The sequence below is a fragment of the Leuconostoc kimchii IMSNU 11154 genome (genome assembly GCF_000092505.1).
GTDB classification, from domain to species: Bacteria; Bacillota; Bacilli; order Lactobacillales; family Lactobacillaceae; genus Leuconostoc; species Leuconostoc kimchii.
This window is the reverse complement of the sequence record NC_014136.1, coordinates 1,015,247-1,030,051: the sequence shown is the minus strand read 5'-3', so window position 1 is coordinate 1,030,051 and position 14,805 is coordinate 1,015,247. Positions and strand designations below refer to the sequence as shown.

At 38.6% G+C, this 14,805-nt stretch carries 16 protein-coding genes and 1 pseudogene; 1 reads left to right on the top strand and 16 read right to left on the bottom strand.

The genetic code is table 11. The annotated features are described in order from the left end of the window. Positions 1-21: 21 nt before the first annotated feature. From accC to bioA, 15 genes and pseudogenes are all read right to left on the bottom strand, one after another. Positions 22-1,397 (bottom strand): annotated as a pseudogene (accC, locus tag LKI_RS05600) (acetyl-CoA carboxylase biotin carboxylase subunit). A gap of 2 nt (positions 1,398-1,399) precedes the next feature. Beyond that, positions 1,400-1,831 (bottom strand): 3-hydroxyacyl-ACP dehydratase FabZ, encoded by a 432-nt coding sequence (fabZ, locus tag LKI_RS05595; protein ID WP_013103196.1) that lies wholly within the window; start codon positions 1,829-1,831, stop codon positions 1,400-1,402. A gap of 89 nt (positions 1,832-1,920) precedes the next feature. Beyond that, on the bottom strand, positions 1,921-2,388 hold the full coding sequence (gene accB, locus LKI_RS05590; protein WP_013103195.1) for an acetyl-CoA carboxylase biotin carboxyl carrier protein: 468 nt from the start codon (positions 2,386-2,388) through the stop codon (positions 1,921-1,923). A gap of 3 nt (positions 2,389-2,391) precedes the next feature. After that, positions 2,392-3,654 (bottom strand): beta-ketoacyl-ACP synthase II, encoded by a 1,263-nt coding sequence (gene fabF / locus LKI_RS05585; RefSeq protein WP_013103194.1) that lies wholly within the window; start codon positions 3,652-3,654, stop codon positions 2,392-2,394. 15 nt (positions 3,655-3,669) lie between these two features. Further along, positions 3,670-4,401: a beta-ketoacyl-ACP reductase gene (locus tag LKI_RS05580; protein WP_013103193.1), complete on the bottom strand. Its 732-nt coding sequence runs from the start codon at positions 4,399-4,401 to the stop codon at positions 3,670-3,672. A 1-nt stretch (position 4,402) separates the two neighbouring features. Further along, entirely contained in the window at positions 4,403-5,347 is a 945-nt protein-coding gene (locus LKI_RS05575) for an ACP S-malonyltransferase (RefSeq protein WP_013103192.1), read from the bottom strand. Between the two features lie 51 nt (positions 5,348-5,398). Next, entirely contained in the window at positions 5,399-6,367 is a 969-nt protein-coding gene (locus LKI_RS05570; protein ID WP_013103191.1) for a nitronate monooxygenase, read from the bottom strand. A gap of 55 nt (positions 6,368-6,422) precedes the next feature. Beyond that, on the bottom strand, positions 6,423-6,662 hold the full coding sequence (locus tag LKI_RS05565) for an acyl carrier protein (protein WP_013103190.1): 240 nt from the start codon (positions 6,660-6,662) through the stop codon (positions 6,423-6,425). 75 nt (positions 6,663-6,737) lie between these two features. Next, entirely contained in the window at positions 6,738-7,709 is a 972-nt protein-coding gene (locus LKI_RS05560) for a beta-ketoacyl-ACP synthase III (protein WP_013103189.1), read from the bottom strand. Between the two features lie 9 nt (positions 7,710-7,718). Further along, a complete protein-coding gene (locus tag LKI_RS05555) occupies positions 7,719-8,177 on the bottom strand; it encodes a MarR family winged helix-turn-helix transcriptional regulator (protein WP_013103188.1) in 459 nt (152 codons plus the stop codon). Further along, entirely contained in the window at positions 8,174-8,617 is a 444-nt protein-coding gene (gene fabZ, locus LKI_RS05550; protein ID WP_041762829.1) for a 3-hydroxyacyl-ACP dehydratase FabZ, read from the bottom strand. The genes LKI_RS05555 and fabZ (LKI_RS05550) overlap by 4 nt, the downstream gene beginning before the upstream one ends. A gap of 179 nt (positions 8,618-8,796) precedes the next feature. Continuing rightward, entirely contained in the window at positions 8,797-9,606 is an 810-nt protein-coding gene (locus LKI_RS05545; RefSeq protein WP_013103186.1) for a metallophosphoesterase, read from the bottom strand. 145 nt (positions 9,607-9,751) lie between these two features. Further along, positions 9,752-10,768 (bottom strand): type I glyceraldehyde-3-phosphate dehydrogenase, encoded by a 1,017-nt coding sequence (gap, locus tag LKI_RS05540; protein WP_013103185.1) that lies wholly within the window; start codon positions 10,766-10,768, stop codon positions 9,752-9,754. Positions 10,769-10,967: 199 nt separating this feature from the next. Further along, positions 10,968-11,645: a dethiobiotin synthase gene (bioD, locus tag LKI_RS05535; RefSeq protein ID WP_013103184.1), complete on the bottom strand. Its 678-nt coding sequence runs from the start codon at positions 11,643-11,645 to the stop codon at positions 10,968-10,970. Further along, positions 11,635-12,984, bottom strand: a complete 1,350-nt coding sequence (gene bioA / locus LKI_RS05530) for an adenosylmethionine--8-amino-7-oxononanoate transaminase (protein WP_013103183.1) — start codon at positions 12,982-12,984, stop codon at positions 11,635-11,637. The genes bioD and bioA overlap by 11 nt, the downstream gene beginning before the upstream one ends. A gap of 129 nt (positions 12,985-13,113) precedes the next feature. On the opposite strand from bioA, the gene LKI_RS05525 reads away from it, so the two are divergent. Next, on the top strand, positions 13,114-13,683 hold the full coding sequence (locus LKI_RS05525; RefSeq protein WP_013103182.1) for a biotin transporter BioY: 570 nt from the start codon (positions 13,114-13,116) through the stop codon (positions 13,681-13,683). A gap of 37 nt (positions 13,684-13,720) precedes the next feature. Here the strand turns inward: LKI_RS05525 and LKI_RS05520 are convergent, their stop codons facing one another. After that, complete coding sequence (locus LKI_RS05520; RefSeq protein WP_013103181.1) at positions 13,721-14,707, bottom strand: biotin--[acetyl-CoA-carboxylase] ligase; 987 nt, start codon at positions 14,705-14,707, stop codon at positions 13,721-13,723. Positions 14,708-14,805 lie beyond the last annotated feature (98 nt).

Below are 14,805 nucleotides of genomic sequence, written 5' to 3'. Positions count from 1 at the left end.
GTCACCATACGCGGTATTATATTATTCACCACTTGGCAAACTTTGTACCCAGCGTGGCAAAAATTCAGTTTCTAAGTAACGTGTGTCAAAATCACCGCTTTGTACATGTGGATCATCTAACAACGCCTTTTGAAAGTCACGGCTCGTTTCCACGCCTTGAATCACAATTTCGTCGACCACTCGGCGCATTTTAATCAGCGCCTCCTCACGTGTCTTACCCTTAACGATTAATTTCCAATCATAGAATCGTAAAATGGTTGTACCTTGTAACCATTATAAAGTGGTGCGTCAAGACGTATGCCAGGTCCACCAGTAGGTAAGAATACAAAATCAATTGTTCCCGCACTTGGCGCGAAATGATTGGCAGGTTGTTCAGCTGTCAATCGCACTTCAATTGAATGCCCATCAACACCCACTTCATCTTGCGTTAATGGTAGATCATAACCAGCTGCGACCATGACTTGCAATTTGATCAGATCAAGATTAGTCACCATTTCTGTGACAGGGTGTTCCACTTGAAGACGTGTGTTCATTTCCATAAAGTAGAAATGACCATCTTTGTCTTGTAAAAATTCAATTGTACCAGTATTTTCATAGGTAATTGCCTGGGCAGCTTTAGTAACGATTTCACCCAAGTGTTGACGCATAGCTGTTGTCATACCAGTCGCTGGTGATTCTTCAATCACTTTTTGGTTATTACGCTGCAATGAGCAATTTCGCTCAGGAAAGTAAATCACATGGCCATTGTCATCACGAATGAGTTGCATTTCAATGTGTCGCACATTTTCCATGACTTTTTCAACATACATGTGATCATCGCCAACAGCACCACGTGCTTCATTTTGAGCTGAATCAAATTTTTCTGACAATTCGTCTTCGTGGTAAACAAAACGCATCCCTTTACCACCACCACCACCAGCAGCTTTCAATAATAATGGATAACCAATTTTATCGGCAATCGCTTTGGCTTCTGAAAAATCACGAATGAAACCATCTGATCCAGGAATAATCGGAACGCCCGCTTTTCTCATTTCTTCGCGTGCATTGGATTTGTTGCCCATTAGATCAATTGTTTCTGGCCGTGGTCCAATCCATTTAATACCAACTTCGCCAACCATTTCGGCAAACAAAGCATTTTCGGATAGAAAGCCATAGCCCGGATGAATTGCCTCAGCACCTGTTAAAAGTGCAGCAGACAATATATTTTTCATATGTAAATATGAATCTTTCGGCTTTGGTCCACCAACAGCAATCGCTTCGTCAGCTAACTGTACATGTAGACTATCCTTATCAGCAGTCGAATAGATGGCAACTGATGCGATGCCCATTTCTTTTAATGTTCGGATAATGCGTACCGCAATTTCGCCACGGTTTGCGACCAATACTTTTTTAAACACAGTTAATCTCCAATGATGAATGTTAGTTCAGCAGTTGTTGCTTTTTTATCACCAATCCAAACAGTCCCCTTACCTGTACCAATTGGTCCACGAAGACGTTCAATTGTCACTTCTAGTCTTAGACGATCACCTGGACGTACCATTTGGCGATAACGCGCTTTTTTGATACCACCAAAGTAAGCTGTTTTACCCTTATATTCAGGTAATGACAGTAAAGCAACTGCACCAGCTTGTGCCAATGCTTCAACGGTTAATGCGCCCGGAAATGTGGGATTACCAGGAAAGTGTCCTTGGAATATTTCTTCATTAATTGAAATGTTCTTAAAAGCAACAACTTTTTCTCCAGGAACTAATTCTTCAACTGTATCCAACATTAACATTGGATAACGATGAGGTATGATTTCCATAATTTGTTGGGTATTTAATACGGTCATTTTTATTTAGGCATAAAACAGCATTAGTGTTAATACTGCTTTATACATCTCCTCCTATTTTAAATATGTACGCGGAAAAACCGCATATTTTAGTCTTTATCGATAATATACAAAGGCTTGTTATAATCAACAACTTCTTCATTTTCAACAAGAATTTTAGAAACTGTTCCTGCTACGTCACTATGAATTTCTGTCATCAATTTCATGGCTTCAATCACGGCAACGGTTTCGCCAACAGCAACTTTATCCCCGACTGATTTAAACATCGGTGCTTCAGGTTTTGGTTGGAGATAAACCGTACCAACCATTGGTGCAACAATTTCCACGCCCTCATTGCTTGGTTGCGCTAATGGGTAATCAGCAGATGGTGTCTCAGTCGTTACAGCTGGTAATGGTGCAGCCGGTGTTGCTACCGCATTTGAGGTGTTAACCACTGCTGCATTTTCATTTTTGGACAAATGTAAACTAAAATCACCATCGACTATTTTAAATTCGCGTAATGAGCTATTCTCTAAATTACTCATTAATTCATGTATGTCATTAATATTTAAACTCATGGATTAAGCCTCATTGTGCCAATTTTTAAAGATTACAGCGGCGTTATGCCCACCAAAACCATAATTTGCACTCAAAACATATTCTGGTGCTTGGTGCTTGTTTTCTTTTGTAACTAAATTGATGACACGTGTGTCATCATCTTGTTCATCAACACCTACATTGACAGGTAATTCACCACGTGTTAATGCAGCAACTGAAATCAAAGCTTCAATAGCACCCGCAGCACCTAATAAGTGTCCTGTCATACCTTTTGTAGATGAAACAGGTAATGAATTTTCACCAAAGACAGTTGCTATGGCATGTGCTTCACCTGAATCATTAGCACCAGTCGCTGTACCATGAGCATTAATATATGAAATTTGTTCAGGCTTTAACTTCGCATCTGTCAATGCGTCTGTCAACGCACGTGCAGCACCCTCGCCGTCAGGCGTTGGTGATGTCATGTGGTACGCATCAGATGATGAACCATAACCTACTAATTCAGCTAGAATGTTTGCGCCACGCGCTTGTGCATGTTCCAAACTTTCGATAACTAGAATACCAGAACCCTCACCAAGCACAAAACCATGACGATTTTTATCAAATGGCTTTGAAGCTTCAGCAGGATTTTCTTCTGTTGATAACGCAGTCAATGCCGCGAAACCGGCAATACCAATTTCATTGACAGTTGCTTCTGAACCACCTGTCAACATAACATCTGCTTTACCTGATTGAACACGCCAGAAAGCTTCGCCAATCGCATTAGTAGCCGAAGCACATGCTGTAACAATTGTATAATTGACACCTTTTGCACCAAAACGAATGGATACATTACCGGATACCATATTAGGAATTGATTCTGGGACAAACAATGGACTAACACGTTGTGGCCCCTTGTCATGCATTTTAATAACCTGTTCTTGGATTGTTGTCAATCCACCAATACCATTTCCCAAGATAACCCCAAAACGATTAGGATCCTCAACAGTCGTTGGATTTTCTGAACCCTCTGGTGATTTCAATCCAGCATTCTCCAATGCCTGGTCCGCTGCATCAATCGCATACTGAGAAAACAAATCTAGTTTACGTGCATCTCTTTTCCCAACACGCTTTGCCGCATCAAAACCATCAACTTGACCAGCGACCGTAATACCTGTTTCTGAAGCGTCAAATTTTGTAATAGGTTTGATCCCGATTTCTTCGTTAAAAATACCATTCAAAAATGTTTCTGTATCATTTCCAAGTGGTGTAACTGCACCAAGTCCAGTGATTACTACTCGTGACATATGTTTCTCCTTTAATTAAATATATAGACCGCCATCAACAGTCAAGGTTTGACCTGTAATATAAGCACTACCAGCTAAGAATAATACGGCTTCGGCAACTTCACTTGACTCACCGAAACGCGACAACGGTATGTTTTTCAAAATTTCACTTTGCGTTGTTTCTGGCAAAACTGCTGTCATGTCGGAAACAATCATACCTGGCGCAATGGCATTCACGCGAATGCCACGTCGTGCACCTTCTTTTGCCAAAGACTTCGTAAAGCCAATAATACCAGCCTTTGAAGCTGCATAATTGACCTGGCCCATGTTTCCCATCAGACCAACGACTGAACTCAAATTAATAATTGCACCATGCTTTTGACGAATCATTTTTTTAAAAACAGGCTGTGTGACATTGAAAGTACCGTTTAAATTAACATTCACAACATTAGCAAAATCAGCAGGAGACATTGCCATGGCCAACTGATCTTTTGTGATACCAGCATTGTTGATTAATACATCAATACCCGCGAAACCTTCTTGCTTATACAATGCTTTGATACTTGCTTCTGCAGCTTCTGCATCAGAAATATCAAACTGCAATGTTCGAGGCGTTTGTTGGAACTCAGCCAACACTTCCGGCTTAATTTCTGACCGTGCATGCAAAATCAAATTTGCGCCAGCAGCATCAAAGGCTTTTGCAATAGCAAGGCCAATACCTCTTGATGAACCAGTCACTAAGACTGTTTTATTTTTAAAATCCGTCATGTTAAACTTCCTTTCCTTCTGCTAGCAAGATATCACGTACGGTATTAAAGCTATCCATATCAGTAATCGCATAACGCTTAACTTCTTTTGGTGCAATTTTTTTAGCAAACTTGACCAATGTTTCAGATGGGCCAATCTCTAAGAATGTATCAACGCCATCATCTAACATTTTTTGCATGGCTTGTGCAAAATAAGTTGGTGAGATGATTTGTTTTGTTAATGTATCAAACAATGTCTCTGGTGTGAACAACTCGCCTGTCGTATTTGAGTATACTGGATATGTCAGATCGTTGAATGTCTCACCAGCTAAACGTGTTGTCAACTGTAATGCTGCATCCTTTAACAACGGCGTATGGAACGCCCCTGACACTGGTAGTTCTACCATGCGCTTTATACCAGCTGCAGTCAATGCGTCAACCGCAATGTCCACGTCAGCCGCCACGCCACCAATAACCAATTGTGCAAAAGTATTATAATTAGCTGGGTAAACACGTTTGCCTTCTGATTGTAAATCAGATAAGACATCTTCAACCAGTTTTTGGTTATCACCCATAACCGCAACCATTTTACCTGGGTTAGCATCCCCAACTGATTGCATATAAATACCACGATCTTTAATAATTGCTACAGCTTGGTCAAACGCTAAAGCACCACTAGCTGACAAAGCAGAATATTCACCTAAACTCAATCCTAATCCAGCTACTGGTTTTGGCAAGGCAGTACCTAAAGCATTGACTATTGCTTGACTCATTGTTAAAATAGCGGGTTGTGCATAAGCTGTCTGTTTAATCTTGTTCTCATCATTGGCCACCGCTTGTAAGTCGTAACCTAAAATATCGGAGGCTTGATCAACTGTTGCTTTATATTCTGGTAAAGCCTGATATAAATCAGAACCCATACCAGCTTGTTGTGCACCTTGCCCGCTAAATAAGATACCTAGTTTCATATTGAACCCCATATACTATCTATTTACAACCAAACCGACATTTGTCGGCTGTTATACTCGTGTTTTATTTTCAATCCCCATCAAATCAGTTGCTTGTGCCCATATATCAGACAAAATATCAGCTGCCGGCTTTTCATCCCTAATCATGCCAGATACTTGACCAGCCATGAATGCGCCACCTTCTTTATCGCCTTCTTGTACTGCACGACGTAATGTTCCTGACTCAAGCGCTTCTATTGCCGCTGCATCTGGTTTTTCTTTCTGCAGCTCATTGACTTCATTTTTGACAAAATTTTTAGCCATTTTATTTTTTAATACACGCGCACGATTACCCATGATATTTCCAGTCACAATCGTGTCAATGTCCTTGGCTTTAATAATTTTAGCTTTAAAGTTAGGGTGTACTTCAGATTCGGTGGCCGTCAAGAAACGCGTACCCATTTGAGCACCTGCTGCACCCAACATAAATGCTGCAGCAACACCGCGACCATCACCAATACCACCAGCTGCAATAACTGGAATATTAACAGCGTCAACAACTTGCGGTACTAAAGTCATGGTCGTTAGCATACCAATATGACCACCAGATTCCATACCTTCAGCAATAACGGCATCAACACCTTTTTTTTCCATCATTCGGGCCAAAGAAACAGACGGAACAACTGGCATAACAATAATACCAGCGGCGTGTAATTCTTCCAAGAACGGTGACGGATCACCAGCACCAGTGGCTACAACTGCCACGCCTTCTTCAATAATCACATCAAACACTTCGCGTATATGCCGACTAAGTAGCATCACATTAACGCCAAATGGCTTATCAGTAAGTGACTTGACACGTTTAATTTCTTTACGTACATCCTCACCGTGCCAGTAGCCAGTACCAATAAATCCCAAACCACCACCTTCAGAAACAGCAGCTGCCAAGGCTCCTGTACCAGCCCAGGTCATGCCACCTTCAACAATGGGATACTTCATGCCTAATTTTTTAAAAATTGGGTTATCTACGTTAGTTACCATCTTTTTTCCTTTAAATAAAATATGTACGTGATCAATAATTGATCACATGTAACATTTAAGCTGCCAATTGTTCCTTAACTTTGTCAACCAAGTCTTGTGTTGTCTTAATGTTTTCTGCAACAGCCAACTTAATGTCAAAATCATCTTCAACGCGGTTCAAAACTTCAAACAAATCCAATGAATCTGCATCAATATCGTTTGTCAAATCTGTTGTTAAAGTCACTTCATTTTCTTCTAAATCAAATTGATCAACCAATATTTCTTTAACTTTGTCAAAAATTTCTGCATCTGTCATAACTTTATTCTCCTACTATTCTTGTATTATGTATTTTCGTTAGATTTTTACGGTGCAGCCGTCTACACCGAGAAATTAAATTTTAAATATCTGTGCACCGACAGTTAAGCCGCCACCAAAGCCTACGAACGCAATAGTTTGTCCAGCATGTACCTGTCCAGACTCAATTAAATCATCGAACAATAATCCAATGCTAGCTGCACTTGTATTACCATTTTGAGCCATATTTGTTGGAAATTTATCTGCCGGTTGTCCAAAACGTTTAGCGATTGAAGATACAATGCGCGCATTAGCTTGGTGTAATAAGTAGTAATCAACGTCATCTGCTGAAACATTTGCCTTATCTAATGCAATTTGTAAAACATTAGGGACTTCACGTGTTGCAAAACTGTAAACTTCCCGACCATTTTGATGGAAATAGGGGTCTTCTGGGCTAATTTCACCAGAAAATGGATTTTTGTTGGCAAACCGACCTGCGATTAGATTTTCTCCCTTGTTACCAAAAGTTTGAAGTTCTTCCGCCAGTAATCCGACATTATCTTGTGTTGTCTCGACAAGTACACCTGCCGCGCCATCACCAAACAATACTGCCGTGGTACGATCTTGCCAATCCACTAATTTAGATAATACCTCTGCACCAATAACTATACCACGATGATACCTTGTAGCTAACAAACTAGAAGCTACGCTCATGCCATAAACAAAGCCTGAACAAGCTGCGCTTAAATCAAATGCAAACGCATTATCAGCACCAATAGCGCCCTGCACAATAGCTGCGGTGCTTGGTGATAAACTGTCTGGTGACATGGTACTGACGATAATAAAATCTAACGTTTCTGCTGCAATCCCTGTTTTATTAAGTAATTGCGTAGCTACTTTTATTGCTAAATCACTTGTGTTTTCATTGGTCACAATGTGTCGTTGGTGAATACCTGTACGACTGAAAATCCAATCATCGTTGGTGTCCATTATTTGACTCAATGTTTGATTCGTAACTTGCTGCTCTGGAAGTTGTCGCGCTGACGCCACAATTTTTAACTTTTCCATAGCTCCCCTTTATTGTTTAATGACATTTGCTAAATAGCTCACTAAATTATGAATTGCCCGTTTGACGGTTTCAGCTTCTGATGGTTGCATATTGTCCAGAAGGTTGTGTGTTAAATCACGATGAAAGCCTTGATGTGCACGATAAACAACGCGTCCTTTATGCGTTAAACCCAAGCGGACAACACGACGATCTGTATTAGAGCGTCGTCTTTCAATGTACCCTTTATCAACCAATCGATCGATAGCGGTGGTCATGGCACTTGGCGTCAAGTGAATTATTTTAGCTACTTGCGAAGCACTCTTTTCAGAATACATAGATATTGCATCAATTGTATGCATATCCTTTAATGTAATATCTGAAAAATAACTTTGCTTCAAGGCAGCTTCTTCGATCCACATCACATTATTAAACACGGAAACAAGTTCATTATTTAATTCTTCAAAATCTTCTAATACTGATTCGTTCATTCTGTTTCATCTGGTGAAACAACAAACATCAGCTCAGCAGATGTTGCTGTTTTGCCATCAACTTTGGCTTCGACGATAACACTCCCCATGTTCGAACGTAGCTTGCCAAATGAAACATGTAACTTTAGTACATCTCCTGGCACAACCATTTTCTTGAACTTAGCATTATCAATACCTGTCATGTAGGCCGTCTTACCTTTAAACTGTGGTGATGATAAGATTAAAATCGAGGCAGCTTGCGCTAATGACTCGATAATAAGTACGCCTGGCATGACAGGATTTCCCGGAAAATGACCTTGGAAAAACTGTTCATTGATTGTCACGTTTTTAACCGCAACAATTGATTCATCAGGCACCATTTCTTCAACATAATCCATATAAAGAATAGGATATCGGTTTGGAATAAGGGCCATAATTTCTGTTGTTGTAAGCACTGGCATAGTATGTGTAAGCGTGCTTGGCAGTATATGATTAGTCGTCATACTAATGCTTACCAAACACATTTCCTTTCGTCTAATACTTCGACTATCGAAATATATAATAACAAAATTATCTCATGATTTATTTCGATAGTCAAACTAATTTAAAAAAACAATAAAAAAATGCTGTTACCAGCATCTTAAAATTCCAATGTTATGAGATGATTTTGCCATTCTGTTATGAAATCATCGCTTGCCCATTCGTGTACACGTGCGGTGTTATAACCAACAGCCGCATTATAGTAGGTATTATTACCCACTTTTAGCGGTGCTGGATGCAAATGAAGATGTCCTGTGATCGTGTCAATCGTATAGGAATGATCTAATATTTGGCCTAACTGTTCACTTCCTAATAATGCATTCGCCATATCTAGACGTGAAAGACCATTTGGAAACCGCTTAATGTAGTCAATTCGGGGTACAAAATGTGATACAACAACTGTTTGTTTATGGTCAGCTTTGTCTAATTGTGACCTAATTTGAGCCATATTACGATTAAATCGTTCTTTATCTGAAACAGGCTGTTTAATCCGACGATCATACCAAAAGGCTTTTTTAAAGCTTTGAATTTGCGCTTCTGTATAGTCATCACCAACAAAATCATAGTTGTACCACCCATTATTACCAATTAACCTGACGTTTGGTGTTAAATCAATAAATTTATTATGGAAATAAAGTGGATCAATATCACTTTCAAGTTCGTCATAGGTGACGCCGTTACCCATATCATGATTCCCGGCAATAAAACGAATCATCACTTTATCACCCAGAACATCCTGCATATCACGCGCAAATGCGAGTGATTTATTAAAATCATTAAACAAATCACCGGCAATAACATATAAATTAATGTCGTGATTTAATAAATACAACGCTTGTATATGCATTGCACGTTTAACATCTATTTTATTTAAATCAAAATGATTGTCTGATGAAAATGCAACTTTCACGGCGAAACCTCTTTCAAATAACTGTATAAAGTATATCATATATGACACAAAAAAGTTTATGCGCACAAAAAAAGCCTGCCTAAGCAGACCATAAAAGATTAAGATTAATGAGCAGAAACTTATAAAATCCAAATCTTTTACTTTTTTACAAAGTAGCAAAGTGCAACAATGTACGGATCATGTTTGAAGTGAAACCGTATTCGTTGTCATACCAAGCAGAAATCTTAACCAATTGTGAACCATTACCAGTTGTAATTTCAGTTTGTGTTGGATCAAATACTGTACCGTGTGTGTCGCCGATAATATCTGTTGAGACAAGACCATCACCATTGTAACCAAATGATTCTGATTCGTACTTCTTCATTGCTGCGTTTACTTCATCAACAGTAACTTCTTTGTCCAAAGTTGCTGTCAATTCAGTTACTGAACCATCGATAACAGGTACACGGAATGCGTGTCCTTGCAAACGGCCATCCAATTCAGGGATAACCAAACCAATAGCCTTGGCAGCACCTGATGAATGTGGCAATGTTGTGTTTGCAGCGGCGCGGTTTTGTTGGCGCTTAGCAAATCCTGATTTAGGTGCATCTTGCAAAGCTTGAGAAGCTGTATAAGCATGCACTGTTGTCATTGTTCCGGCTTTAACACCGAATTCCTTGTTCAATGCATTAGCCATTGGTGCCAATGATTGTGTCGTGCATGAACCAGCAGAAACAATCGTGTCATCTGCAGTTAAGATATCTTGGTTAACACCATAGACAACTGTTGGCACAGCACCGGCTGGTGCTGAAACAAGTACTTTCTTAGCACCAGCATCCAAATGAGCTTGTGACTTTTCGGCTGATGTATAGAAACCAGTAGCTTCCAAGACATAGTCAACGCCATCATTAGCAACCCACTTCAAGTCTGCAGCATTACGTTCTGCATAAACTGAATAGTGCTTGCCGTTAACAATGATGCCAGTGTCATCTGATGAAACTTCAGCTTGTAAAGTACCGTGAATTGAGTCATACTTCAACAAATATGCCAACATATCAGGACTAGTTAAATCGTTAATTGCAACAACTTCAATGTCTGAAGCCTTATCTGATAATTCAAGGATACGACGGAAAGCCAAACGGCCAATACGTCCAAATCCGTTAATACCAATCTTAACAGTCATGTGTTTAGATCCTCCAAAGATTTTGTTTTTGACTTTTGTCAACAAACATATTATAGCACAAAGTGCGGTTTTGAGCGAATGTAGCTAATCAATAATATTATTTGTTTTTTCCTTAACATAAATGTAAATGACTGTCGTATTGAGCATAAAATTTGTAGTCAAAATCACTGATTATTCGTTTTTTGTTATGATCACAAAATCACAAAAACGAACTTATATCAATAAACTGATCCAAAGATTTTTCAAAAGCTAACTGCTCTGTGACCCACGGTAATTCGCCAATAATACGTACATCAGTTAGATTTTTCAATAATGACAAATTAGTATCTTCTACAATACCTTTCTGCTTAGCACCATTAAAAATGATACCTGCTATTGTCAAATGATGCTGTTTCGCAAATGCAATAGTCAATACAATGTGATTAATGACTCCCAATTTATTTGGTGCCACAATAATTAATGGTAAATCCAAGGCACATGCTAAATCTACGACATTAAAATTATCACCATAAGGGACAGTAATACCACCTGCGCCTTCAACAAGCATACTTTTATGTTTCTGAGACAATACACGATATTTTTCTAATACGTCGTCCAATGTGATATTCGTTTTTGCACGTTTTTGTGCTAATGCTGGCGCAAGAGCTTCTTGCCATTGAAAAGGATTAATTTCCTCTAAACTGTCGGAAACATGAGATCTTGCTTTTAAAACATAAGCATCACTCTGTTGATTTTCCCTACATGCCCCACTCATCAAAGGCTTAAAAACACCAAAATCTTGGTCGTGTGTGTTTAAATAATTCGCTAATTCAGCTGTCACAAACGTTTTACCGATTTCTGTGTCGGTTCCTGTAATAAAAAAACCTTTATTTCCCATCGTTCACTTCTTCCGTCACACGCTGAATACCTGCCTTGATGATAGAAATCATCTGCTTTATTTCTTCTTTTGTTGAAATCAGTGGCGGTAAGAAAGCAATGGTATCACCTAGTGGCCTTGTGAGTAAACCAAGTTTTCGCATCATCAGTGTCGCGCGCCAAGCGACCCTTAGGTGAGAATCAAAAGGTTGCCGAGTCGCTTTATTCTGAACTAATTCGATACCAACCATGTAACCAATTTGTCGAATATTGCCGACACTCTCTATAGCATACAGTAGCTGTAATTCATTATGCATATAAGCTGCATTTTCTGTCACATTTTCAATTATATTATATTTTTCATACAGTTCTAAATTCTTTAAAGCTACGGCACAATCCAATTGATTACCAGTATAAGAATGCCCATGAAATAATGTTTTCATTTCATCATAATCATCATAAAACGCTTGATATATTTTTTCAGACGCCATAGTGATGGCCAATGGCAAATAGCCACCTGTCAGCATTTTCCCAGCTGCCAAAATATCTGGCACAACATTTTCATGATCACATGCTAAAATTTTACCTGTTCGCCCAAATCCAACAGCAACTTCATCAGCAATCATTAAAACATGATATTTTGAGCAAAGTTCGCGCACACCACTTAAAAAACCATGGGGCATGTCGATCATTCCTCCAGCGCCCTGCATCATCGGTTCAATTGTCAGTGCACAAATCTCATGATGATGTTGACTCAGAATAGCTTCTAATTTTTCTAAGCAATCTTTTTTTGTTATCTCTGGATCGTGAGACTCGTGATGATAGACATTAGGATATGGCGCAATGTAATTTTTAAATAACAGCGGCTCATAGATTTTATGATAAATGTCGATATCACCAACACTCATCGCACCAATCGTATCACCATGATAGCCATTTTGCATTGTAACAAATCTCTTTTTAGTATTGATGCCAATATTTAGCCAGTATTGGAAAGCCATTTTCATTGCAATTTCCATTGCTGTAGCACCACTATCGGAGTAAAAAACACGATCCAATCCTGTCGGCATTAAACTGACCAACTTATCTGCCAAAGCAATAGCTGGTACGTTGGCCATACCCAACGTTGATGAATGAGCAATTTGTTCTAATTGATCAATAATGGCTTGATTTAACTCATTGTTATGGTGTCCTAGTGCATTTAACCAAACTGATGAGTTCGCGTCATAGTACTCATTGTCATTAGTATCTCGTAGTCGAATACCTCGTCCACTTTCAATGACAATTGGCTCTTCATCATAGACTTTCATTTGTGTAAATGGTAGCCATAATACTTCTTGACTACGTTTTTGATAATTCATATTATACCTCCGGGATAAATGTTAACTTTATTACATTTTAAGGTTAACACATTTGACAACACTTTGCATTTGATGTTATCTTTTTATTTGAAACAGGTTAACATTTATAGCATATAAGGATACTAAACCATGGAAAAACAAACTAACGTTCGTATAGACGCACAAACTATTAGTAAAATTGGCATTTATTTTGCATTATTGGTCATTTCTTCAAAAATAGCCATTCCTATTCCGTTTTACGACTATATTTCACTACAAACGGCATTTATTTTCTTAATTTATCCCATTCTCGGTGCAAAATATGGCAGTTGGTTAACAATACTTTATCTTGTATCTGGCTTATTAGGCTTGCCTATATTTGCTTCTGGTGGTGGCTTAGGTTATGTATTTAGGGTAACTTTTGGTTTTTTGATAGCTTTTACACTGATGCCATTTTTTGCCACTATCGTTAGAAAAGGCAACACACTATTTAATCATCATCGATTCTTAAATACCCTAATCAGTAATTATATTTGTTTAGTTATGATTCACTTAATTGGTTTTGTCTATAAATGTTTGATTATTAAATTTTATATAGGTGACACAATTAAAGTCACAGGACTACTAGGATTTACCAGTTTGATTGATTTTATGATCGATATTATCTTGATTTTCTTTGTCACCTTAGCAGAATTACAAATTATCAAAAGACTGCATTAAAAAAGCATCCACAAAAATTTGTGAATGCTCTTCTTAATTACCCTTGATAATTATTGTTTGGCAACATTAATTTAGTAATTTCACCAGAATTAACATATACCGTCCCTTCTTTTGTATCAAGCACTAATCGACCATCATCATCAATTGCTTTAATTGTGCCGGTCAAATTGATCTGGCCCCGTTTTAATTCAACGTATTGTCCAATACCGACTACCCTTTCACGATATTGTGGTATATAACGACCATCTTGGTAATTCTGATACATATCAAAGAAATAATTAATTAACAGACCGATTACCTTGTTTCTTGATACAATCAGTTCGTCAGTTAACGCACCAGCTTTGTCCGTGATTTCTGCTGGAAATCCACCCTCAGGATTGGCAAGGTTCATGCCAATACCCACAGCCAGCGATGAAAACTGTTGACTTTCAAAATCTGTTATAGCCTCGGTTAAAATACCACCAACTTTTTTATCCTGATACAATAAATCGTTGACCCATTTAAACGCGATATCAATGTCAAATACTTCCTTAACCATTTTTGATGTCGCTACTGCTGTACTCGTCGTCAAACGGCCAGGATTGACTGTTGTACCAACAGGCAATGGTAAAGCAAAAGTGACATACATCCCCGTATTTTTAGGCGAAAAGAAACTGCGTCCCAATCGACCAATACCCGCCGACATCCGCTCACTAACAATCACTGTGTTTTGAGTAATTTCACCAGAAGATAACTTTTCTCTTGCATACACATTAGTCGAGTCAATCGTATCAAATACTTTAAGCTCAACATCATATTTTGAATACTTATTAATACCAGCAACGGAAATTTTAGCGCCCTCAACATATTGATAGCCTTTCCCACGGACACTATTAATCAGATGCCCCTGAGATTCAAGTTTTTTAATCGACTTCCAGATGGCAGTGCGAGTCATGCCTAACTGCTGTGCAATCGACTCACCTGACACCCAACCATCATCAGTTGCATTAATCAACAAATCCAATAATTTATCAGCTGTATTCATTATTTCCCTCCGCCATGATTAAAATGTTTACTTTATATATCATTTTAGTTAACAATTTCACTTTCGTCAAATCAAATAAAAAAGCAACTACTAAAAGT

What these genes read in the sequence shown, in the direction of transcription:
- LKI_RS05525 (WP_013103182.1), top strand. Translation starts at nt 13,114, where the DNA reads ATGGAAAAACAAACTAACGTTCGTATAGACGCACAAACTATTAGTAAA.
- LKI_RS05575 (WP_013103192.1), bottom strand. Translation starts at nt 5,347, where the DNA reads ATGAAACTAGGTATCTTATTTAGCGGGCAAGGTGCACAACAAGCTGGT.
- accB (WP_013103195.1), bottom strand. Translation starts at nt 2,388, where the DNA reads ATGAGTTTAAATATTAATGACATACATGAATTAATGAGTAATTTAGAG.
- LKI_RS05555 (WP_013103188.1), bottom strand. Translation starts at nt 8,177, where the DNA reads ATGAACGAATCAGTATTAGAAGATTTTGAAGAATTAAATAATGAACTT.
- LKI_RS05520 (WP_013103181.1), bottom strand. Translation starts at nt 14,707, where the DNA reads ATGAATACAGCTGATAAATTATTGGATTTGTTGATTAATGCAACTGAT.
- fabZ (WP_041762829.1), bottom strand. Translation starts at nt 8,617, where the DNA reads ATGCCAGTGCTTACAACAACAGAAATTATGGCCCTTATTCCAAACCGA.
- bioA (WP_013103183.1), bottom strand. Translation starts at nt 12,984, where the DNA reads ATGAATTATCAAAAACGTAGTCAAGAAGTATTATGGCTACCATTTACA.
- bioD (WP_013103184.1), bottom strand. Translation starts at nt 11,645, where the DNA reads ATGGGAAATAAAGGTTTTTTTATTACAGGAACCGACACAGAAATCGGT.
- LKI_RS05565 (WP_013103190.1), bottom strand. Translation starts at nt 6,662, where the DNA reads ATGACAGATGCAGAAATTTTTGACAAAGTTAAAGAAATATTGGTTGAT.
- LKI_RS05580 (WP_013103193.1), bottom strand. Translation starts at nt 4,401, where the DNA reads ATGACGGATTTTAAAAATAAAACAGTCTTAGTGACTGGTTCATCAAGA.
- fabF (WP_013103194.1), bottom strand. Translation starts at nt 3,654, where the DNA reads ATGTCACGAGTAGTAATCACTGGACTTGGTGCAGTTACACCACTTGGA.
- LKI_RS05560 (WP_013103189.1), bottom strand. Translation starts at nt 7,709, where the DNA reads ATGGAAAAGTTAAAAATTGTGGCGTCAGCGCGACAACTTCCAGAGCAG.
- gap (WP_013103185.1), bottom strand. Translation starts at nt 10,768, where the DNA reads ATGACTGTTAAGATTGGTATTAACGGATTTGGACGTATTGGCCGTTTG.
- LKI_RS05570 (WP_013103191.1), bottom strand. Translation starts at nt 6,367, where the DNA reads ATGGTAACTAACGTAGATAACCCAATTTTTAAAAAATTAGGCATGAAG.
- fabZ (WP_013103196.1), bottom strand. Translation starts at nt 1,831, where the DNA reads ATGACCGTATTAAATACCCAACAAATTATGGAAATCATACCTCATCGT.